The organism is Nocardia sp. NPDC056564, assembly GCF_042793755.1.
Lineage (GTDB): Bacteria > Actinomycetota > Actinomycetes > Mycobacteriales > Mycobacteriaceae > Nocardia.
In genome coordinates, this window is sequence record NZ_JBHTUR010000009.1 from 137,327 (window position 1) to 157,665 (window position 20,339).

Genomic DNA, 20,339 nt, shown 5'->3' on the forward strand with positions numbered 1-20,339 from the left:
GGCGCTCCGCGCGCGGCCGGGCAGCTCAGTCCGACGGGCCCCCGAGGTGATAGCGCACGGTCGGGCTCCACAGGAAGAAGCCGTTCACGCCGGCGTCGTTCGCGGCGTCGATCTGTGCCCTGACCTCGCCGGGACCGTAGTCGACGCCGAGGCTGAAGTCCTGCAACCAGGGCACGATCTTGGCGGAGGTGCCCTGCGTCTGGGTGCGGAAGTCGTGCAGTGAGCGGTAGATGATGTCGTAGGGCTGCGAATTCGGGTTCGAGACACCGTATTCGCCGGCGTTCCAATGCGAGGGATACAGCATCGGCGCGATGTAGTCGACGTACTTGGCCAGCAACGGAATGTCCTGGGCGATCTGGTCGGGGCGGGTGGACGCTATGCCGAACACGGCGGCGCTCAGATCGGCGCCGGCGTCGTGCACGGGATCGCGGCTCTCGCGCAGGAATTCGGCGATCGACACGGTGGGCGAGGTGGTCGAGCCGGGGAAATTCATCTGGGACAGCGCGCCGTCCGGGCGCCTGACGTAGTCGTACATGATCCCGTCGAAGCCGAGTTTCGCCGCCTCGACCGCGAGATCGATGTTGTATCGGCGCATTTCGGCATTCGCGAAATTGGTGAAGGCGATCGGGCCGTACTTGCTGGAATACGGCTGGCCGGCCGGAGTTTGCACGACCCAGTCCTGATGCCCGCTCTGCCACGCCCATTCGGCCATGGTCTTGTCGCGGAAGGCGACGATCCGGCCGACCACGCGAATACCCATGTCGTGCAATTGCCGCAGTGCGGCGGGGGCGTCGTAGATGCGCGTGACGGCGCCCGATTCCTGGGCCAGCGGCACCTGGGAGTCGTAGCCGACGACGCCGTCCTCGTCCTTGATGTCGAGCTGCACGGTGTTGATCCGGCCGTCCCTGGCCATGGTCAGCACGTCCTCGCGGAGGCCGTCGTCGGACCAGCCGTAGGCGGTCACGTGTACCGCCTTGATCCGCGGCTGCTCGACGGCCGTGGTGATCGCCTGTTCGACCTGGTTGCCCGCCGCGTCCACGGCGACGACCTGGGCGCCGGTCTGCGCCCGTGGCATAGCGATCTCGAACGTGCCGTCGTCGGCCGGCGTCACGGTCTGCGTGCCGACCGACACGCGCTCGGCCCCTTCGGCTTTGCCGCGCAGGGTGACCGGCTGCCGGTAGGAGGTCACGCCCGTCGGCTGGGTCAGCGCCAGCGCGGGCGGCGCGTTGTCGACCGTGAACGTCTTCGACACGCCCGGACCGGTGCGGAGGAAACCGAGAAAGCTCGGCGGGATCTCGGCGGTGAACTTGTGCTCGCCGTCGGGCAGCGCCCCCGGCCGGTAGACGACGGTGTTGCCGTCGACCGCGCCGGAGACCGGCGCACCGTCGAGCGAGAGTCGCATGGCGGCGGGGTCGTAGGCGCCCGCGTCGACCCGCAAAGTCATGGTGGACATGGTGGTCGCGCCGACCAAATTGTTCGGCAACCCGGTAACGGTCAGCCCACGGGGTTCGGTGCGCACCCAACTCAGGGTCACGGAAGCGATAAGAATCAATAAGACCGAGATAACCAGGACTGCCGCCAACCGCCGGTGTCCTGTAACGCCTAGTCTTTCTAGCAACGCGCACACCAACTTTCGTCAGAATATCGCTCAACTATCGCGGGTTCGGCCCGCGCCCGTCGCAACTTTGCCCGAGTTCCTTACGCAACGAAATGGTCTACCTCGCGTACTGTTCGCACGGTGGCGAAGAACGCGACTATCAGTGTTCGAGTTGTGTTGTCGGTGCTGGTGTTGACGGCCGCGGCGTGTACCGCGGACCCCGGCCCGGCCAATCTCGCGGGCCCGATGGAGAGTTCGCCGCCATCGAGCAGTCCCGCACCCGATCCGGCCGCGGTGGCGGCCAATGAACTGGGGGTGGTGCCGGTCCTGATGTACCACCAACTGGAAGCCGTGCCGGACGGTGAATACGACCAGACGCCAGAGAAATTCCGCGCCGAGCTCGACCGGCTGTATCGGGAGAACTACCGTCCGGTGACCACGGCCGCCTACGTATCCGGCGCCATCGATCTGCCCGCGGGCGCGCACCCGGTGGTGCTCACCTTCGACGACTCGACGCGCAGCCAGCTCGCGTTCACCGCCGACGGACAGGTCGCGCCGGACACCGCCGTCGGCATCCTGGAGCAGTTCCGGACCGTGCACCCCGACTTCGCGCCGACCGCGACGTTCTACGTCAACAATCAGCCGTTCGGGGACGACCCGCGCGCCCTGTCCTGGTTGGCCGCACACGGATACGAGATCGGCGCCCACACCGCGACCCACGCGAACCTCGCGCGGCTCGACAGCACCGGAGTGCAGCGCGAGCTGGCGGACAACGTCCGCGCGATCGGGTCGGCGGTAGCGGGCCCGGTACGGACGATGGCGTTGCCGCTGGGCATTTCCCCGGCCGACCGGGGGCTGGCCACCGCGGGCAGTTGGGACGGCACGAACTACGCGTTCGAGGCGGTGCTGCTGGTCGGGGCCGAGCCGGCCCCGTCGCCATACGCCGACCTGGATCCCACGGCGATTCCCCGAATTCGTTCCGGTGCCACAGCAGTCGACTTCGACTCGGCCTACTGGCTCGATCGGCTCGCCGCGAATCCGGAGCAGCGCTACACCTCGGACGGCAATCCACGCCAGATCTCGTTCCCCGCGCGCCTGTCCGGGCCGCTGAACCCGCGCTGGTCGGCGCAGGCCAGGCAGTACTGATCGGACCGCGCGAGAGGTCGGCCGCACCGGAGTGCGGCCGACCTAGATGCGGGTTCAGCGCCTCACCGCGGCGAGCGAGCCGCTAGTTGTTCCAGGACGGCGACCATGCGATCGATCTCCTCGCAGGTGTTGTAGAAGGCGAACGACGGGCGCACCGTCGCCTCCAGGCCGAGGCGACGCAGGATCGGCTGGGCGCAGTGGTGGCCGGCGCGCACGGCGATGCCCTTCTCGTTCAACGCCTTTCCGACCTCGATCGGCTCGTAGCCCGCCAGCACGAACGAGAGCACGCTCGCCTTGTCGGCGGCCGTGCCCACCAGCCGGACGCCGCGGATCGCGGCGACCCGCGGGGTCGCGTACTCGAGCAGTCCGTGCTCGTAGCGTGCGATGGCGTCCATGCCGACGCCCTCGACGTACTCGATCGCCGCGCCGAGACCCACCGCGTCCGCGATGTTTCCGGTGCCCGCCTCGAATCGCCCGGGCGGCGGCTGGAACAGCGAACGTTCCAGCGTGACATCGCTGATCATGTTGCCGCCGCCCTGCCAGGGCGGAACGTCTTGCAGGAGCTCGGATTTCCCGTACACCACACCGATTCCGGTCGGGCCGAACAGCTTGTGGCCGGAGAACACGAAGAAATCGGCGCCGATCGAGCGCACGTCGATCCTGGTGTGCGGGACCGATTGCGCGCCGTCGACCAGGGTGACCGCCCCGGCCCGCTGGGCCTCCGCGACGATCTCGCGCACCGGGGTGATGGTGCCGAGCGCGTTCGAAACATGTGCCACCGAAACGAGTTTGGTGCGATCGGAGAGCAGTTTGGTGTACTCGCCGAGCATCAGCTCGCCGTTGTCGTCCACCGGAATGACCTTCAGCACCGCGCCGGTCTCGGCGGCCAGCATCTGCCAGGGGACGATGTTCGCGTGATGCTCCAGGTGTGAGATGACGATCTCGTCACCCGCGCGAATGTTCTTGCGGCCCCAGGTCTGGGCGATCAGGTTGATGCCCTCGGTCGCGCCGCGGACGAAGATGATCTCCTCCGCCGAGGACGCGCCGATGAACCGGGCCACGATGTCGCGGGCCTGCTCGTAGGCGTCGGTGGACCGGGCCGCCAATTCGTGCGCGGCACGGTGGATGTTGGAGTTCTCGTGCTCGTAGAAGTAGGAGATGCGCTCGATCACCGCGCGCGGCTTCTGCGTCGTCGCGGCGTTGTCGAACCACACCAGCGGGTGGCCGTTCACCTGCTCCCGAAGGATCGGGAAGTCGTTGCGCACCGCGTAGACGTCGAACGGCGGATGGGCGTCGGGCAGGCGCGGCGACGCCGCGGGTGCCGCGGCCGAGTCCAGGAAATAGAAGCTCGGCGCCGTGGACGGCTGCCCGCCGGCGTCGGGAAAGCGTTGCGGGGACAGCACTTCGCGCAGCGACGGCAGAGCGGTGAGGAACGGGTCGCTGGGTATTCCCGCGGTGCCCACCGGCGGATGCGCGGGTGCGCCTGCCGCGTCGGCCATCGGCACGTCTCGTCCCCAGCCCGGCACCGACGGTTCCGGTGTACTGCCGCCGGGCGGCGTGCTGCCGGAAAACCCTTGCGCGCCAGCCGTCGACCCGCCGGCAGGTGCCGTGCCGTCGACGCCGGGAACCGACGGCTCCGGTGTGTGCCCACCCGGATGCGCGGCACCGGAGAACCCCGGCGCCCCAGTCGCCGTCGCCGTCGGCACCGGGGACGGCACCGGCACATTCGGCGGGGAGGTCGGCAGGTCCGGCTGCACCATGCTCACGCCCGGCGGCGCGGCGGGCGAACCCGCCGCGGCCGACGGCAGCGCCGAGAAGAACGCGCCGGCAAGGCGATTCAGCGTCGCCTCGTCCGGCAGCAGCCACTCGGCGCCACCGTCGTCCGCTGGGCGCGAGCGGTCAGCTCCGGTAGGTCGGTGCGTAGTCATGGAACTTGCCCACCTCGGCTCCGTCGAGCACTGCCACCGCATCGTCGGTCAGGATCGCCAGCGAGCAGTACAGCGACACCAGATATGACGCGATCGCGCTGCGATCGATACCCATGAACTTCACCGACAGGCCCGGCCCCTGCTCCCCGGCCAGCCCGGGCTGATACAGACCGATCACGCCCTGCCGGGCCTCGCCGGTGCGGATCAGCACGAACTTGGTCTTCCCGCGTTCCACCGGAACCTTGTCCGACGGAATGATCGGAATCCCGCGCCAGGTCAGGAACTGCGACCCGAACATGCTCACGGTCGGCGGCGGCACCCCGCGCCGGGTGCATTCCCGGCCGAACGCGGCGATGCCCTGCGGGTGGGTGAGGAAGAAGCCCGGCTCTTTCCAGACCTTGGTGAGCAGATTGTCCAGATCGTCGGGCGTGGGCGGCCCGGCGATCGTCGAGAGGCGCTGCGCCTTCGTGGCATTCGCGATGAGACCGTAGTCCGGGCTGTTGATCAGCTCGCCCTCTTGGTGCTCCTTGATTGCCTCGATGGTCAGCCGCAACTGTTGAGCAATCTGGTCGTGCGGGCTCGAGTACAGATCCGAGACCCGGGTGTGCACGTCGAGAATCGTGTGCACGGCCTTGAGCCGGTACTCGCGCGGGTCTCGCTCGTAGTCGATAAAGGTCTCCGGCAGCGGAGACTCGTCGAAGTTATCGCACTGAATATCGACGGTTTGTTCGTGCGTGACCCGGTTTCTCCGGTAGATACCGGCTTCGACCGGCACCCAGTTCAGCAGATGGACCAACCACCGCGGGGTGATGGACTCCATCTGCGGAACGGACTTCGTTGCATTGGCGAGTGTCCGGGCGGCTTCATCGCCCAGTGCCACCGGCCGCGGAACAGCTTTCGTCATCGAACCACCTTGGGATCGGCAAATCCACCGTTACCAGCTCGCCCATGCTAGCCCCTGCCTCCCGGTTCGCCCGGATAGGCCCTATTGCCCGCCTTGCTCCGCGTGCCGCGGCTCGATCGGCGCGGTCAGCGGGTGGTGCGTTCGCCGCCGTTGACCGCCAGAACCTGCCCGGTCACCTGTCGCGCCCCGGGGGAAGCGAGGTAGTGGACCGCGGCGGCGATGTCCTCGGGAACGCCGGCGCGGCGGGTGTGCGTCGCGGCGATGAGCGAATCGCGGCGCTCGTCGGTCAGCCTGTCCCGGAAGAACTCGGTGGCGGAGATGTAGCCGGGGGCAACGACATTCGCGGTGATGCCGCGCGGTCCCAGCTCGGCGGACAGTTGGGTGTTCCACGAGGCGAGGCCGGCCTTGGCCGCGCCGTAGGCGCCCGCGCCCTTGTCGGCGGCGATCGAGCCGATGTTCACCACGGCGCCGGGCGCGGCCAACCGGTCGCGCAGCGCCGAGGTCATCAGTACCGCGCTGATCAGATTGGCGTCCAGGTTGGTTCGCCAGGCGGCGGCCAGGCCGCGCAGGTCGGTCGGCGCCGGCTGATCGAAGTCGGTGTTGCCGCCCGCGTTGTTGACCAGCACGTGGATCTCGTGGGGGAGCACGTCGATCAGCGCTTCGATCTGCGCCGGATCGGTCGCGTCGCAGACCTGTGCGGTGACGCCGAGTTCCGTCGCGGTCGCGTGCAGCGGTTCGGGCCTGCGGCCGGTGATCACCACCGTGTCGCCCTCGGCCGCGAAGATCTGCGCGATCGCCCGCCCGATTCCGGTGGCTCCGCCGGTCACCACGATGTTTCGCCCCATGGTCAGCTCCTTGATCGCGCCTATCGAGTACATTTAGATCTAAACGTACATGTCGTTTAGATCTAAACGCAATTGAGGAGTGGCATGGACCAGAACGACCCGGTGGACGCGATCGCCCTCGCCTGGCTCCGCGAGCGGCCGGGCACGCCGGTCGACGGCATCGGCGTCGTGACCCGAATATGGCACCTGGCCAAGCTGTTCGGCGACGATCGCCGCCGGGTGCTTGCCGTGCAGAGCGCCGACGCGGCCACCCTCGACCTGCTCAGCGTGTTGCGCCGCAGTGGCCCGCCGTATCAATTGACCACTCGGGAACTCAAAGACCGCACCATGCTCACCGCCGGTGCGATTTCCCAGCGGGTCGCGCGTGCCGAAGGGGAGGGCCTGGTCACCAGGGCGCCGCTGGACGACGGTTCGCGCGCCGTCGTCGTCTCGCTCACCCCCGCCGGTCACGCCATGATCGAGCGATTGGTCGACCACGTGCTCGGCCGCGAGTACGACCTGCTCTCCGCCCTGACCGCGCGGCAGCAGGCCGACCTGACGGAACTGCTTCGAATCCTGCATCGGGACCTGATGGCCCGACTGGGCTCGCAGAAGGTCACGCAAGTCGGTTCGGACGAAACCTGAGCAGGTGAAAGCTGTTGTGTGCCAGCTGAATAAGCCGCGTCGCCAATCGGCCCGGGCGCGCGCTCAGCGCAGGGCGAGCGCGAGGAAGAAGTCGACGCGGTCTTCGAGGCGGGACAGGTCGCGTCCGGTCAGTTCCTCGATGCGCTGAATGCGGTACCGCAGGGTGTTCACATGAACGTGCAGCAGGTCCGCGCATTTGGTCCAGGACCCGGACACCTCGAGGAACGTCTCCAGCGTGTGCACGAGGTCGGCGCGATTGTCCTGGTCATAGGTGGTGAGCGGGTCGAGCAGGCGGAGCCGGAACATGCGGCGGACCTCGTCCGGGACCGAGGCGAGCAGCAGCATGTGGGTGGCGAGTTCGTCGTGGCCGACGACGCTCGCCGGTTGTAGTCGGCCCGCGGCCATCCGGCGGGCGTAGCGCGCCTCTTCGACGGCGCCGCGCAGGCCCTCGCCGTCGACCACGCCGCTGACCCCGACGGAGAGCCGGCTGCCGCGCAGTCCGGGCTCCAAAGCGGTGACCGCGCGGTTGATTTCGTCGATCACCGGGGTGTCCGGGCCGGCCGGGATCAGCGCGATCGCCTCGCCGTCCACCACGCCGGCGGCCGGCCCTCTGCCGTAGAGGATTTCGCGCAGCAGCACGCGTAATTCGCCGGGGCGCAACGTGTCATCGGCGGCGGCCGCCACCGCGATATAGGTTTCGCCGGGCCCGAGCCCGGTGAGTTCCAGCCGCGAGATGATCTCGGTCGGCTTGGCGTCGGACACGATCAACTCGATGAGTTCCTGCGCGAGCCGCCCTTCGGCGCTCTGCCGGTCGTCCTGCCGCGCCCGTTCCAGTGAGACGACGGCCGCGAGCTCGCCGGCCAGCGCGCGGCGCTCCTCGGGCCACTCGGTGTAGTCCCCCTCGAAGACCAAGAACCAGTCCGCGGCCCGCGAGGTCCGGTGCTCATCGACCGCGAACAGGGAAAACCGGCTGCCGCCGTGCAGAAAAGCCAGTGGTAATCGCCGGGCGCTGAGAAACGCGGTGGTCACCTCGATCGGCGGCGGGGTGGCCGGTCCGGCCACGACCCGTCCGGTCGAGGACACCACCCAACATCGCATGCCCAGATCGCGCTCGATGAGCTCGAGCACCGAGCCGAGCCCGGCGCCGGAGACCAGTTGCCGATGCCGGTCCAGGATCGCGGTCAGATCCGCCGCCCGCCCGGTCGACAGATTGCGGGTGATCTGCTCGGTGACCGCGGCGAACGCGACCGTCTCCGGCACCCGGAACAGCGGGATCCGATGCTTGCGGCAGGCCTCGACGACATCCGGCGGCGCACCGCCGTACCTGGCGTCGCCCGCGGCCATCCCCGCCACCCCGGCCTGGGCCAGTGCGCGCACGAACACCTCGCTGTCGCCGGGATCATGCCGCCATTGCAGGCCGGTGAGCACGAGCTCCCCGCCGGACAGGTAGCGACCAGGATCGAGCATGTCCGTGGTCACCACCCAACGCACGAACCGGTCCAGCTCTTCCTCGCCGGTGACGAGTTCCAGTCCCAGGTCCGCCATGGTCAGCAGTGATCGAAGGCGCACGCTGCGAAGGCTAACAGTCGCACCCCTGGTGAACGCCCTTGGACATTCGCACAAAGAGTTGGGTGTGAACTGGCGCACAGTTCAGATTTCTCGTTTCTAGCTGCGGTGTTCCCCGGCGGGTGTACTTGCGGAACAGATTGGTGAACCCCGACAGGAGGTCAGATGGCAGGCGACATCGGATGGCTCAACTCGCTGCCACCGGACCGGGCCGAGCAGGAACTGCTGACCTGCTGCGCGTCCCGGCAATGGGCGCAGAAGGTGGCGGCGTCGCGGCCCTACGCCGATGCCGAGGGCGCCACCGCCGCGGCCGTGGCCGCGGTGTGCGAGCTGAGTTGGCCGGATGTCGAGGAGGCGCTCTCGGCGCATCCGCGCATCGGCGACCGGGCCAAGGCGGAGTTGTCCGAGCGGGAGGCGGCGTGGTCGCGCGGCGAGCAGTCCGGCGCCGCGAGCGCCGACGCCGCCGTGCGCGCCGAGCTGGCCGCGGGCAACCGGGCCTACGAGGATCGCTTCGGTCACGTCTTCCTGATCCGCGCCACCGGCCGCAGCGCCGAGGAGATGCTCACCGAGCTGCGCAAGCGCCTGGCCAACTCCGAGCTGGACGAGCGGATCAAGGTGCAGAGCGAACTCGCCGACATCACTCGGCTGCGGGTGCGAAAGCTGCTGGGGGACAAGTGAGTCTGTCCACGCACGTGCTGAACGCGGTGACCGGCCTGCCCGCGGCGGGCCTGCGGGTCCGGCTGTCGAGCGCCGACGGCACCGTGCTCGCCGAGCGGCACACCGACGCCGACGGCCGGATCAAGGACCTGCCCGCGCCCGAATCCGGCACGCACCGGCTGACGTTCGACACCGGCGAGATCAGCCCCTTCTACCCCTCGGTCGCCATCGACTTCATCGTCGCCGACCCGGCCGCGCACTACCACGTGCCGCTGCTGCTCAGTCCGTATTCCTACTCCACCTATCGAGGTAGCTGAACAATGTCGATCAAGCTCGGACCGAACCGATACGGCAAAGCGGAGACCCATGTCGTCAGCGTGACGAAAAACGGTGGCGTGCACGAGATCCGGGATCTCAATGTCGGCGTGGCGCTGTCCGGCGACATGGACGAGGTGCACCTGACCGGCGACAACGGCGCGGTGCTGCCCACCGACACGCAGAAGAACACGGTCTTCGCCTTCGCCAAGGAGCACGGCATCTCCTCGCCCGAGGCGTTCGGGGTGCTGCTGGCCCGGCACTTCGTCGATTCGCAGGCGACCATCCGGCATGCCCGGGTCAGCATCGAGGAGTATGCCTGGGAGCGCATCGCGCTCGGCGGCGAGAAGCAGCATTCGTTCGTCCGCTCCGGGCAGGAGGTGCGTACCGCGCGGGTGCACTACGACGGCGAAAAGGCTTGGGTCGTCGCGGGTTTGCAGGGTCTGGTGGTGCTCAACTCGACCGGTTCGGAGTTCCACGGGTACCTGAAGGACAAGTACACGACGCTGCGGGAAGCCTACGACCGCGTGCTCGCCACCGAGGTCAACGCGGAGTGGCGGTTCACCGGCGAGCCGGGTGACTGGGACAAGACCTATCGCGAGGCCAGGCAGGCGCTGCTGGAGGCGTTCGCCGATACCTACAGCTACTCGCTGCAGCAGACCCTCTACGCGATGGGCGAGCGAGTGCTCAACGCCTGCCCGGAGATCGGTGAGGTCCGGCTGTCGCTGCCGAACAAGCACCACTTCACCGTCGACCTGTCCGCCTTCGGGCTGGCGAACGACAACGAGGTGTTCTACGCCGCCGACCGCCCGTACGGCCTGATCGAGGGCACCGTGCTGCGCGAGGACGCGCCCGCCGCCGGTCCGGCGTGGGAGTGACGATGGATTTCCTACGACCCACCAGCTGGGCGGACGCCCTGGACATCAAGTCCGGCCGCCCGGACGCCACCCCGATCCAGGGCGGCACCGACATGATGGTCGAACTGAACTTCGACAAGGGCCGCCCGAGCGCGCTGCTCGACCTCAACCCGTGCCGGGAGTTGTTCGAGTACCAGGAGATCGACGGCAGGATCCGGATCGGCTCCGGCGTGCCGTACGTGCGGATCATCAACCGGCTCGGCAATCAGCTGCCCGGTCTGGCGCAGGCCTCGCGCACGGTCGGCTCGCCGCAGATCCGCAATCGCGGCACGGTCGGCGGCAACCTCGGCGGCGCCTCGCCCGCCGGGGACGCGCATCCGGCGCTGCTCGCGGGCAACGCGGTGATCGAGGTCGAGTCCGCCGCCCGCGGCACCAGGATGATCCCGATCGACGACTTCTACATCTGGGTACGGAAGAACGCGCTCGAGGCCGACGAGCTGATCCGCGCGGTCTGGCTGCCGCCGGCCGAAGGGCCGCAATACTTTTCGAAGGTCGGCACGCGCAACGCCATGGTGATCGCGGTGTGCTCGTTCTCGATCGCGCTCTACCCGGGCAACGGGACGGTGCGCACGGGCATCGGCTCGTCCGGGCCGACCCCGCTGCGCGCCGGGTCCGCCGAGGAATTCCTGGCCACGCAACTGCCGTGGCACGACCCGGCACCGCTCACCGACCGGGTGCTGCGCGAGTTCGGCACGCTCGTCGCGGCGGCCGCCAAGCCGATCGATGACGTCCGCGGCACCGCGGACTACCGCAAGCACGCCCTCTCGGTGCTGGCCCGCCGCACCCTGGGCTGGGCATGGACGGACTACCTGACAGAAAGGAAGGCAGCCTGATGCGCGTGACCTTCGACGTGAACGGCTCCACGGAGACCGTCGACGACGTGTGGGAGGGCGAGAGCCTGCTCTACATGCTGCGCGAGCGGATGGGCCTTCCCGGCTCCAAGAACGCTTGCGAGCAGGGTGAATGTGGTTCCTGCACGGTCTATTTGAACGGCACGCCGGTGTGCTCCTGCCTGGTCGCGGCGGGGCAGGCGGAGGGCTGTTCGGTGCGGACCGTCGAGGGCCTGGCCAAGGGCGCGAAGCTGGATCCGATGCAGCAGGCGTTCGTCGAGGCCGGTGCGGTCCAATGTGGTTTCTGCACACCGGGTCTGATCGTTCAGGCGCACGACCTGATCGAGCACAATCCCGAACCCTCGGACGCGGAGATCAGGGAGGCGCTGGCCGGAAACCTGTGCCGCTGCACCGGATACGAGAAGATCCTCGACGCCGTACGGCTCGCGGCGGCGCGAAAGGCGGGGGCGCGATGAGCAAGGTCGTCATCGAAAACGCTTACATCGCACCGGTGGTCGGTTCGGAGATCGCCTCCGGGTACCTGGTGCTCGCGAACGGCCGGATCGAATCGCTCGGCGCGGGACCGGCGCCCATCGTGCCGGACGCGCAGCGCATCGACGGCACCGGCTGCCTGGTGACGCCCGGCCTGGTCAACACCCACCATCACCTCTACCAGTGGGCGAGCCAGGGGCTGTTCCAGGACTCGACGCTGTTCGAATGGCTGACCGGGCTCTACCGGCTCTGGGCGGGCATGGACGCCGAGGTCGTGTACGGCGCGGCCGCAGCGGGATTGGGCTGGCTGGCGCTGACCGGCTGCACCACCAGCAGCGACCACCACTACGTGTTCCCCAAGGGACGCGGCGACCTGTTCGACGCCGAGGTCCGGGCCGCGCACGAGCTCGGCATCCGGTTCCACCCGTGCCGCGGCTCGATGGACCGCGGCCAGTCCGACGGCGGCCTGCCGCCGGACGAGGTGGTCGAGGACCGCGACGAGATCCTGCTGAACACCGCGGAAACCATCGACAAGTACCACGATCCGTCGTTCGACTCGATGCTGCGGGTCGCGGTCGCGCCCTGCTCGCCGTTCTCGGTGAGCGAGGGGCTGATGACCGACGCGGCGCTGCTGGCGCGCACCAAGAACGTCCGGCTGCACACCCACCTCGCCGAGACGCTCGACGAGGAAGCGCACTGCCGCGAGCAGATGGGTTGCACGCCGGTCGAATACATGGAGAAGCTCGGCTGGCTTGGCGAGGACGTGTGGTTCGCGCACGCGGTGCACCTGCACGACGCCGACATCCGCCGCTTCGCCGAAACCGGCACCGGCTCGGCCCATTGCCCCAGCTCCAACGCTCGCCTCGGCGCGGGCATCGCCAGGGTCTCCGAGTTGCTGCGCGCCGGCGCCCCGGTCGGACTCGGGGTGGACGGCGCGGCGTCGAGCGAGCTGACCTCGATGGCGGGGGAGATGCGCCAGGCCATGCTGTTCCAGCGGGCCGTGCACGGGCCGACCGCGCTCACCGCGCGGCAGGCGCTGGAGATCGGAACCCTGGGCGGCGCACGCAATCTCGGGCGGCAGCAAGAGCTGGGCAGCCTGGAGGTCGGCAAGCTCGCCGACATCGCGATGTGGCGGGTGGACGGATTCCGGGCCGCGGTCGAGGACCCGGTGTGCGCGCTGGTCTTCGGGCCGACGCCGCCGCTGGCCCGGTTGCTGGTCGGCGGGCGAACCATTGTGGAAAACGACGAACTGCGCACGGTGGCCCACGATGCGGTCGGACGTGCGGGCGCCGCGGCTCGCCTACGGCTCATGCGAGGACAGGCATGACCACCGCACGCACCACCCGGTTCCCGAGCGAGGTCGCCGCACCGGGCAAGGGCGGCATCGGCGAAAGCCCGCTGCGCCCCGACGGCACGTTGAAGGTGAAGGGCGAGTTCGCCTACGCCTCCGACCTGTGGATGGACGGCATGCTGTGGGGCGCGACCCTGCGCAGTCCGCATCCCCGCGCCCGCATCGTCAGCATCGACATCAGTCAGGCGCTCGCGCTGCCCGGCGTGTTCGCCGTGCTCACGCACGAGGACGTGCCCGGCCGCAATGTCTATGGCCTGGACCAGACCTGGGATCAGCCGGTGCTGGCCATCGGCGAGGTCCGCCATCACGGCGAGCCGATCGCGCTCGTCGCCGCCGACCACCCGGAGATCGCCCGCCGCGCCATGGACGCGATCGCCATCGAGTGGGAGGTGCTGACGCCCATCACCGATCCGCTCGCGGTGGTCGCCGACCCGGAGGGCAACAAGGTGCAGGAACGCGGCGGCATCGCCAGGCACCAGCCGGTCCGGGTCGGCGATATCGCGGTCGGCCGGGCGCTGTCCGATGTGGTGGTGACCGGCGAGTACGAGGTCGGCATCCAGGACCAGGCGTTCCTCGGACCCGAGGCCGGTCTGGTCGCGCCGGGTGAGGACGGCGGTCTCGATTTCTATGTCGCCACCCAGTGGATGCACAACGACCTCAAGCAGATCGGCCCCTGTCTCGGCCTGCCGGACGACAAGATCCGGATGACGCTGGCCGGCGTCGGCGGCGCGTTCGGCGGCCGCGAGGACCTGTCGATGCAGATCCACGCCGGCATGCTCGCGCTCTACACCGGCAAGCCGATCAAGATGATGTACAACCGCGAGGAATCCTTCTTCGGGCACGTGCACCGGCATCCGGCGAAGATGCGCTACGAGTACGGCGTCACCCGGGCGGGGAAGATCGTGTTCGCCGAGGTGCAGATCGTGCTGGACGGCGGCGCGTACACCTCGGCGACGCTGAACGTCACCGGCAACGCGTCCTCGCTCGCGGTGGGGCCGTACGAGATCCCGCACATCAAGATCGACGCGTACGGCGTGTACACGAACAACCCGCCGTGCGGCGCGATGCGTGGATTCGGTGCGGTGCAGGCGTGTTTCGCGCACGAGTCGATGATGGACAAGGTCGCCGAGGCGCTCGGGCTCGATCCGATCCATGTGCGTCAGGTGAACGCGGTGTCGCAGGGCTCGAAGCTGGCGACCGGGCAGATCGTGCACGCGCCGATGCCGATGGCCGAGATGCTCGCCCAGGCGCGGGACCTGCCGCTGCCCGCGGAGCTGGACCCGTCCGATATCCGGAACCTGCCGGGCGGCGCCTCCCAGACCACCCATGGGGAAGGCGTGGTGCGCGGCATCGGCTACGGCGTCGGCATCAAGAACATCTGCTTCTCCGAGGGTTTCGATGACCTGTCGACCGCCAGGGTGCGGCTGGAGGTGATCGGCGGGGAACCGGTCGCGCTGGTGCACACCGCGGCCGCCGAGGTCGGCCAAGGGCTGGTCACCGTCGAAGCACAGATCGCGCGCACCGAGCTCGGCATCGAGCGGGTGACCATCCATCCGGCCGACAACCAGGTCGGCGACTCCGGTTCCTCCTCCGCGTCCCGGCAGACCTACATGACCGGGGGCGCGGTGAAGGCCGCCTGCGAGGCCGTGCGGATGCGCGTACTCGCCCTGGCCCAAGGACGTTTCGGCGCGACCCGCGGACTCCAGCTGGTCGGCGGCAAGGTGGTCTCGCGCACCGGCGAGGTCTACGCCGCGATCGTCGACCTGCTCGGGGACGAGATCATCGAGGAGACCAGGGAATTCCACCACCGGCCGACCACCGGCATGGATCCGGTGACCGGCCAGGGCAACAGCCACACCCAGCTCGCCCTCTGCGTGCATCGCGCCGTGGTGGACATCGACACCGAACTCGGACTGGTCAAAGTCGTCTCCCTGGACGCGGTCCAAGACGTCGGCAAGATCATGAACCGCCTGTCGCTGGAGGGGCAGATCCACGGCGGCTCCGCGCAGGGCCTCGGCCTGGCGGTCATGGAGGAAATCCAGGTTCGCGACGGAAAGGTGCTCAATCCGTCCTTCACCGACTATCTGATCCCCACGATTCTCGACATGCCGCCACAGCGGCTGGAGATTCTCGAAAACGCCGACCCGCACGCCCCATACGGGCTGCGCGGCGCCGGAGAGCCACCCACGCTCTCCTCCACACCCGCGATCGTCTCGGCCATTCGGGACGCATGCCGATCCGCGGGTGGAACCGTGCACATCAACCGAGTGCCGGTGCGTCCGGAAGACATCATCCGGAGCAGTTGATCAACAGGGGCTTCGAACCCCACAACAGAACCGAACCAGGCGATCCGGCCGATCCGGCCGGTTCGTAGGTCGGCTATGCCCAAGGGAGGGCACGCCATGACCCAAGTCCAGACCCACTCCTCCGTCCCGGAGCCGGTCACGGGAAGATCGCCGCTCGATCGGTTCTTCCGGTTGACTGCCCGCAAAACCACCGTATCCCGCGAAATCCGCGGCGGCATCACCACTTTCGTAGCGATGGCCTACGTTATCCTGCTCGTCCCGCTGATCATCGGCGGGGTGCAGGACATCAACGGCAACACCCTCAGCATCGCCCAGCTCACCACCGCGACCGCGTTCTCGGCCGGGCTCAGCACCATTCTGATGGGCCTGGTCGGCAACGTCCCGCTCGCGCTTGCGGCCGGCCTCGGTGTGGTCCCGGTGGTCGCGTTCCAGGCGGCCCCGCACATGACGTGGCCGCAGACCATGGGGCTGGTCGTACTGATGGGTGTCATCATCGTGATCCTGGCCGCGACCGGGCTGCGCACGATGATCATCAACGCGATCCCGCTGTCGCTGAAGAACGCGATCGGCGTCGGGATCGGCATGTTCATCGCGATGATCGGGCTGGTGTCGGCCGGGGTGGTCGGGCACGGTGCGCAGACCGGGCCGCCGGTCACGCTCGGCGTCGCCGGTCACCTTTCCGGTTGGCCGGTGGTGATTTTCGCGGTCGGGCTACTGCTCATGCTGGCGCTGTTCATCCGCAAGGTGCCCGGCGCCATTCTGCTCAGCATCGCCATCGCCACGGTGCTGGCCGTCGTGGTCAACTCGCTGGCCGAGATCGATCCGAAGGCGTGGGGACCGGTGGTGCCGGAGACCCCGAAGGGATTCTTCGCGGCGCCCGATTTCGGGCTGGTGCTGAACATCGACCTGATCGGCGGATTCGCCAAGGCGGGTGGGCTGGTCGCGGGCGTGGTGCTGTTCACGCTGGTGCTCACCGGGTTCTTCGACGCCATGGGCACCGTGTTCGGCGTGTGTGACGAGGCGGGACTGCTCGACGAGCGCGGCACCATGCCCGGCCTGGGCAAGGTGCTGACGATCGACGGTGTCGCGCAGGTCATCGGCGGGGTCAGCGGCGGCGCGGGCAACACCGTGTACGTCGAGTCCGCGACGGGCGTCGGTGAGGGCGCGCGTACCGGGCTGGCCAGCGTGATGACCGGCGGATTGTTCTGCCTCGCAGTGCTGTTCACGCCGCTGGCCGCGGTGGTGCCGATCCAGGCGGCCGCGCCGGCGCTCGTGCTGGTGGGCGCGCTGATGATGACCCAGGCCCGCAAGATCGACTGGGCCGACCTGGAAGTCGCGGTGCCCGCCTTCCTGACCATCGTGCTGATGCCGTTCACCTACTCGATCACCAACGGTGTCGGCGCAGGCGTCATCGCCTTCCTGGTGATCAAGGCGGCGCGCGGCAAATTCAGCGAAATCCATTGGCTGATCTGGGTGGTCGGGGTCGTGTTCGCCGGCTACTTCGGCATCGCGGCCATCGAACTACTGCTCGGCGGATAGAACGGCGAACGAACAATGCGTGACCTCGCGGCAGAACTCTTGCACTGGCACACGGCGGGCAAGTCCTACGCCGTCGCCACCGTCATCGGCGTCAGCGGCAGTGCGCCGCGGCCACCGGGCGCCGCCCTGGCGGTGGACGCCGACGGCGTGGTCATCGGAAGCATTTCCGGTGGCTGCGTCGAGGGTGCGGTGTACGAGCTCTGCCGCGCGGCGCTGCGCACCGGGCAACCGGTGCGCGAAACCTTCGGGTACAGCGACGACGACGCGTTCGCCGTCGGCCTGACCTGCGGAGGGAAGATCGAGGTATTCGTTCAGCCGATCACTCCCGCGGCGCACGGCACGATCGAGGCGCTGCTCCGGTCGGCCGAGCCGGTCGCCCTGGTGCGCGACCTGAACACCGGGGCCGCAATGGCTTTGGGTCCGTGGTGGACGCTCGGCGCCACCTTCGATCCGGTGGTGGTGGCCGAGGCCAGGGCCATGCTCGAGCTGGCCGCCACCGGCGTGCGGGTGATCGGGTGCGGCGAGCGCGAGGTCACGATCTTCGTGGAGTCGTATGTGCCGCCGCCGCGCATGATCGTGTTCGGCGCCATCGATTTCGCGGCCGCGGTGACGCGGATGGGCCGGTTTCTCGGCTATCACGTCACCGTGTGCGACGCCCGTCCGGTGTTCGCGACCCCGGCGCGGTTCCCCGACGCGCACGAGGTCGTCGTCGAGTGGCCGGATCGCTATCTGGCCCGCACCGCGGTCGACGCCAGGACGGTGCTGTGCGTGCTGACCCACGACGCGAAGTTCGATATCCCGTTGCTGGAGAAAGCATTACGACTGCCCGTGGCCTACGTGGGCGCGATGGGTTCGCGGCGCACGCACGATGAACGGATGGCCAGTCTGCGCGCCGCCGGTCTCACCGAAGCCGAACTGGCCGTGCTGCATTCGCCCATCGGGCTCGATCTGGGCGGTCGCACCGCCGAGGAGACCGCGGTCGCCATCGCGGCCGAGATCGTCGCGGTCCGGCGCGGCGGCTCGACGCGGCCGCTGACGACCAGCGACGGGCCCATTCATCGGGACTTGGCGCCGGTCTGGTGATGTATTCGCCCCGGCCCAACCTATCGCTGGAGCATCATACAAAAGCCGCTACGGAATGGTCGATCAGCTTTGGGTTGATCTCATCTATCCGATAACCAGGTAATCCACGCATACTTGGTGAAATTCGACACAAAAGGACCCGATTATGCCGTTGATTTTTCTGAACGGCTCCGCCATGCGCGGAGGGCCGCTCAACCATCTGTTGAACGGCGCGCCGTTCGCCGGTGAAGCGAAAACCGCTCCGCGCTACCGATTCTTCTCGGTCGGCGACCGTTTCCCCGGGCTCGAGCCCGCGCCGGACGGTGGCTACTCGATCACCGGCGAGCTGTTCGACGTGCCCCTCGACGTGCTGCGCGAGCACCTGCTACCTGCGGAACCGCCCGAGCTGGAGCTCGGCGCGATCGAGCTGGACGACGGCAGGTCGGTCCTGTCGATGGTGCTGCGTCGCCCGCCGACCTCGTACCCGGAACTGATCGACATCACCCGCATCGGCAGCTGGAAGAAATATCGCGAAGGAGCTGAGTGAAGCATTACGCAGGGGAGTCCGGTCTCCCGAAATTCGACGTCAATTGCTCTATTCTTTTCACGGACCTACCGCTGCTGGAGCGGCCCGCCGCGGCTAAAGCGGCCGGCTTCGACGCGGTCGAATTCTGGTGGCCCTTCGGCGAAGACCCCACGCCGGCGGATAACGAGATCGACGCATTTGTTCGCGCGCTCGACGACGCCGGCGTGCAGCTGGTCGGGCTGAATTTCATCGATCTGATTCCGGTCGGCCGCGGGCTGGTGTCCGTCCCCGGTGAGGTCACCAGGTTCCGGGACAACATCGAGGTGGCCGTCGGGATCGCCGAGCGCACCGGCTGCCGGGCGCTGAACGCGCTCTACGGCAACCGGATCGCGGGCGAGGACCCGGCGAAGCAGGACGCGCTCGCCCTGGAGAACCTGCGGCTGGCGGCGCGCGCCGCCGCCCGGATCGGCGCCACGGTGCTCGTCGAGGCGTTGAATGCCCCTGAGTCGCCGCACTATCCGATCGTCAGCGCCGAGGCCGCCGTGCGGGTGATCCAGCAGACCGGCGAGCCGAACGTGCGCTTCCTCTGCGACCTCTACCACCTGGCGCGGATGGACGAGAACCTCATCCAGGTGATCAAGACCTACGCGCGCTACATCGGCCACGTACAGATCGCCGACGATCCCGGTCGCGGCCGGCCGGGCACCGGCGAACTCGACTTCACCACGCTGTTCGAAACCCTCGCCGCCGCAGGCTACGACGGGTGGATCGGCCTGGAATACAAAGACCCCGAGCTGGATTGGAAGTGGATGTCGGCATGAGCAATATCGGATTCATCGGCCTCGGAATCATGGGCAGTCCGATGGCGGGACACCTGGTCAAGGCCGGACACGAGGTGACCGGGTACGACATCGGGCCCAAGGGACTGGAAAAGCTCAAAGCGGCGGGCGGTTCCGCGGCGGCCAGCGTGGCCGAGGCGGTCCGGGACAAGGACATCGTCATCACGATGCTGCCCCAGGACGAGCAGATCGAAGAGGTCTTCCCCGACATCGTCGAGCACGCCGTCCACGGCGCGCTGTACATCGACTTCTCCACGATCACACCCAAGACCGCCAAGTGGACCGCCGAGCAGGGCAGGAAGAACGGCCTGCGCGTGCTGGACGCCCCGGTCAGTGGCGGGGAGAACGGGGCGATCAACGCGGCGCTGTCCATCATGGTCGGCGGCTCCGCGGCCGACTTCGCCTCCGCCACACCGATCTTCGAGACGGTCGGCAAGACCTTCGCGCTGGTCGGCGGCAGTGGTGCCGGGCAGTGCGTGAAGGCGGCCAACCAGCTCGTCGTCGGCGGTACCTACGCGCTGGTCGCCGAGGCGATCCTGCTGATGGAGAACCTGGGTGCGGACGCGGCCAAGGGCCTGGACGTGCTGGCCGGCGGGCTCGCGGGCAGCAAGATCCTCGAGCTCAAGCGCGAAACCATGCTCGCCCGCAACTTCGTGCCCGGCTTCCGGATCGACCTGCACCACAAGGACATGGGCATCATCCTGCAGGCCGCCCGCGAGGCCGAGGTCTCCATCCCGATGGGTGCGCTGACCGCGCAGCTCATCGCGGCGGGCCGGGCCATGGGCTACGGCTCGCTCGATCACTCCGGTCTGCTGCTGGTCGCGGAGGCGCTGTCGGGCCGGGGCGAGGCATGAGGATGCCGGCCACGCCCACAATGCCTGCGCGGCACGAGGAA

At 68.5% G+C, this 20,339-nt stretch carries 19 protein-coding genes; 14 read left to right on the plus strand and 5 right to left on the minus strand.

All coding sequences use genetic code 11. From position 1 onward, the window contains the following. Positions 1-25: 25 nt before the first annotated feature. Positions 26-1,534, minus strand: coding sequence for a putative glycoside hydrolase (locus tag ACFQ9K_RS23075; RefSeq protein WP_378727185.1), 1,509 nt, complete (start codon positions 1,532-1,534; stop codon positions 26-28). Between the two features lie 204 nt (positions 1,535-1,738). On the opposite strand from ACFQ9K_RS23075, the gene ACFQ9K_RS23080 reads away from it, so the two are divergent. Further along, on the plus strand, positions 1,739-2,743 hold the full coding sequence (locus ACFQ9K_RS23080) for a polysaccharide deacetylase family protein (RefSeq protein ID WP_378727187.1): 1,005 nt from the start codon (positions 1,739-1,741) through the stop codon (positions 2,741-2,743). 62 nt (positions 2,744-2,805) lie between these two features. Here ACFQ9K_RS23080 and ACFQ9K_RS23085 read toward each other — a convergent pair whose 3' ends face one another. The 3 genes from ACFQ9K_RS23085 to ACFQ9K_RS23095 form a co-directional block, all read right to left on the minus strand. Beyond that, a complete protein-coding gene (locus ACFQ9K_RS23085; protein ID WP_378983565.1) occupies positions 2,806-4,671 on the minus strand; it encodes a family 2A encapsulin nanocompartment cargo protein cysteine desulfurase in 1,866 nt (621 codons plus the stop codon). Continuing rightward, the gene (locus ACFQ9K_RS23090; RefSeq protein WP_378727254.1) at positions 4,643-5,575 is read right to left on the minus strand and encodes a family 2A encapsulin nanocompartment shell protein; all 933 of its coding nucleotides are present in this window, start codon (positions 5,573-5,575) and stop codon (positions 4,643-4,645) included. The genes ACFQ9K_RS23085 and ACFQ9K_RS23090 overlap by 29 nt, the downstream gene beginning before the upstream one ends. 125 nt (positions 5,576-5,700) lie before the next feature. After that, complete coding sequence (locus ACFQ9K_RS23095) at positions 5,701-6,420, minus strand: SDR family NAD(P)-dependent oxidoreductase (protein ID WP_378983568.1); 720 nt, start codon at positions 6,418-6,420, stop codon at positions 5,701-5,703. A gap of 84 nt (positions 6,421-6,504) precedes the next feature. Here ACFQ9K_RS23095 and ACFQ9K_RS23100 point away from each other — a divergent pair, with 84 nt between their 5' ends. After that, positions 6,505-7,044, plus strand: coding sequence for a MarR family winged helix-turn-helix transcriptional regulator (locus tag ACFQ9K_RS23100; RefSeq protein WP_378724615.1), 540 nt, complete (start codon positions 6,505-6,507; stop codon positions 7,042-7,044). Between the two features lie 63 nt (positions 7,045-7,107). On the opposite strand, the gene ACFQ9K_RS23105 is transcribed toward ACFQ9K_RS23100, so the two are convergent. Further along, a complete protein-coding gene (locus ACFQ9K_RS23105; RefSeq protein ID WP_378724617.1) occupies positions 7,108-8,613 on the minus strand; it encodes a PucR family transcriptional regulator in 1,506 nt (501 codons plus the stop codon). 162 nt (positions 8,614-8,775) lie between these two features. Between ACFQ9K_RS23105 and uraD the strand changes: the two genes are divergently transcribed. The 12 genes from uraD to ACFQ9K_RS23165 all read left to right on the plus strand — a co-directional run bounded on the left by uraD (position 8,776) and on the right by ACFQ9K_RS23165 (position 20,298). After that, on the plus strand, positions 8,776-9,288 hold the full coding sequence (gene uraD, locus ACFQ9K_RS23110) for a 2-oxo-4-hydroxy-4-carboxy-5-ureidoimidazoline decarboxylase (RefSeq protein ID WP_378724622.1): 513 nt from the start codon (positions 8,776-8,778) through the stop codon (positions 9,286-9,288). After that, positions 9,285-9,584, plus strand: coding sequence for a hydroxyisourate hydrolase (uraH, locus tag ACFQ9K_RS23115; RefSeq protein WP_378724624.1), 300 nt, complete (start codon positions 9,285-9,287; stop codon positions 9,582-9,584). The genes uraD and uraH overlap by 4 nt, the downstream gene beginning before the upstream one ends. 3 nt (positions 9,585-9,587) lie before the next feature. Further along, a complete protein-coding gene (gene pucL, locus ACFQ9K_RS23120; RefSeq protein ID WP_378724626.1) occupies positions 9,588-10,460 on the plus strand; it encodes a factor-independent urate hydroxylase in 873 nt (290 codons plus the stop codon). Between the two features lie 2 nt (positions 10,461-10,462). Next, on the plus strand, positions 10,463-11,332 hold the full coding sequence (locus ACFQ9K_RS23125; protein WP_378724628.1) for an FAD binding domain-containing protein: 870 nt from the start codon (positions 10,463-10,465) through the stop codon (positions 11,330-11,332). Next, complete coding sequence (locus ACFQ9K_RS23130; RefSeq protein ID WP_150407739.1) at positions 11,332-11,805, plus strand: (2Fe-2S)-binding protein; 474 nt, start codon at positions 11,332-11,334, stop codon at positions 11,803-11,805. Before ACFQ9K_RS23125 ends, ACFQ9K_RS23130 begins: the two co-directional genes overlap by 1 nt. Further along, positions 11,802-13,148: an 8-oxoguanine deaminase gene (locus ACFQ9K_RS23135; RefSeq protein ID WP_378724631.1), complete on the plus strand. Its 1,347-nt coding sequence runs from the start codon at positions 11,802-11,804 to the stop codon at positions 13,146-13,148. Before ACFQ9K_RS23130 ends, ACFQ9K_RS23135 begins: the two co-directional genes overlap by 4 nt. Beyond that, positions 13,145-15,478 carry a xanthine dehydrogenase family protein molybdopterin-binding subunit gene (locus tag ACFQ9K_RS23140; protein ID WP_378724633.1) on the plus strand — a complete coding sequence of 778 codons (2,334 nt, stop codon included), beginning with the start codon at positions 13,145-13,147 and terminating at the stop codon, positions 15,476-15,478. Before ACFQ9K_RS23135 ends, ACFQ9K_RS23140 begins: the two co-directional genes overlap by 4 nt. Before the next feature lie 96 nt (positions 15,479-15,574). Continuing rightward, positions 15,575-17,017 (plus strand): NCS2 family permease, encoded by a 1,443-nt coding sequence (locus ACFQ9K_RS23145; protein ID WP_378724635.1) that lies wholly within the window; start codon positions 15,575-15,577, stop codon positions 17,015-17,017. 15 nt (positions 17,018-17,032) lie between these two features. After that, a complete protein-coding gene (locus ACFQ9K_RS23150; RefSeq protein ID WP_378724637.1) occupies positions 17,033-18,100 on the plus strand; it encodes an XdhC family protein in 1,068 nt (355 codons plus the stop codon). 145 nt (positions 18,101-18,245) lie between these two features. Next, positions 18,246-18,626: a gamma-glutamylcyclotransferase gene (locus tag ACFQ9K_RS23155; protein WP_378724638.1), complete on the plus strand. Its 381-nt coding sequence runs from the start codon at positions 18,246-18,248 to the stop codon at positions 18,624-18,626. Next, complete coding sequence (locus ACFQ9K_RS23160; RefSeq protein WP_378724640.1) at positions 18,623-19,426, plus strand: hydroxypyruvate isomerase family protein; 804 nt, start codon at positions 18,623-18,625, stop codon at positions 19,424-19,426. Before ACFQ9K_RS23155 ends, ACFQ9K_RS23160 begins: the two co-directional genes overlap by 4 nt. After that, the gene (locus tag ACFQ9K_RS23165) at positions 19,423-20,298 is read left to right on the plus strand and encodes an NAD(P)-dependent oxidoreductase (RefSeq protein WP_378724642.1); all 876 of its coding nucleotides are present in this window, start codon (positions 19,423-19,425) and stop codon (positions 20,296-20,298) included. The genes ACFQ9K_RS23160 and ACFQ9K_RS23165 overlap by 4 nt, the downstream gene beginning before the upstream one ends. Positions 20,299-20,339: the final 41 nt, after the last annotated feature.

What these genes read in the sequence shown, in the direction of transcription:
- ACFQ9K_RS23090 (WP_378727254.1), bottom strand. Translation starts at nt 5,575, where the DNA reads ATGACGAAAGCTGTTCCGCGGCCGGTGGCACTGGGCGATGAAGCCGCC.
- ACFQ9K_RS23100 (WP_378724615.1), top strand. Translation starts at nt 6,505, where the DNA reads ATGGACCAGAACGACCCGGTGGACGCGATCGCCCTCGCCTGGCTCCGC.
- pucL (WP_378724626.1), top strand. Translation starts at nt 9,588, where the DNA reads ATGTCGATCAAGCTCGGACCGAACCGATACGGCAAAGCGGAGACCCAT.
- ACFQ9K_RS23155 (WP_378724638.1), top strand. Translation starts at nt 18,246, where the DNA reads ATGCCGTTGATTTTTCTGAACGGCTCCGCCATGCGCGGAGGGCCGCTC.
- ACFQ9K_RS23150 (WP_378724637.1), top strand. Translation starts at nt 17,033, where the DNA reads ATGCGTGACCTCGCGGCAGAACTCTTGCACTGGCACACGGCGGGCAAG.
- ACFQ9K_RS23095 (WP_378983568.1), bottom strand. Translation starts at nt 6,420, where the DNA reads ATGGGGCGAAACATCGTGGTGACCGGCGGAGCCACCGGAATCGGGCGG.
- ACFQ9K_RS23165 (WP_378724642.1), top strand. Translation starts at nt 19,423, where the DNA reads ATGAGCAATATCGGATTCATCGGCCTCGGAATCATGGGCAGTCCGATG.
- ACFQ9K_RS23140 (WP_378724633.1), top strand. Translation starts at nt 13,145, where the DNA reads ATGACCACCGCACGCACCACCCGGTTCCCGAGCGAGGTCGCCGCACCG.
- ACFQ9K_RS23125 (WP_378724628.1), top strand. Translation starts at nt 10,463, where the DNA reads ATGGATTTCCTACGACCCACCAGCTGGGCGGACGCCCTGGACATCAAG.
- ACFQ9K_RS23130 (WP_150407739.1), top strand. Translation starts at nt 11,332, where the DNA reads ATGCGCGTGACCTTCGACGTGAACGGCTCCACGGAGACCGTCGACGAC.
- ACFQ9K_RS23145 (WP_378724635.1), top strand. Translation starts at nt 15,575, where the DNA reads ATGACCCAAGTCCAGACCCACTCCTCCGTCCCGGAGCCGGTCACGGGA.
- ACFQ9K_RS23135 (WP_378724631.1), top strand. Translation starts at nt 11,802, where the DNA reads ATGAGCAAGGTCGTCATCGAAAACGCTTACATCGCACCGGTGGTCGGT.
- uraD (WP_378724622.1), top strand. Translation starts at nt 8,776, where the DNA reads ATGGCAGGCGACATCGGATGGCTCAACTCGCTGCCACCGGACCGGGCC.
- ACFQ9K_RS23085 (WP_378983565.1), bottom strand. Translation starts at nt 4,671, where the DNA reads ATGACTACGCACCGACCTACCGGAGCTGACCGCTCGCGCCCAGCGGAC.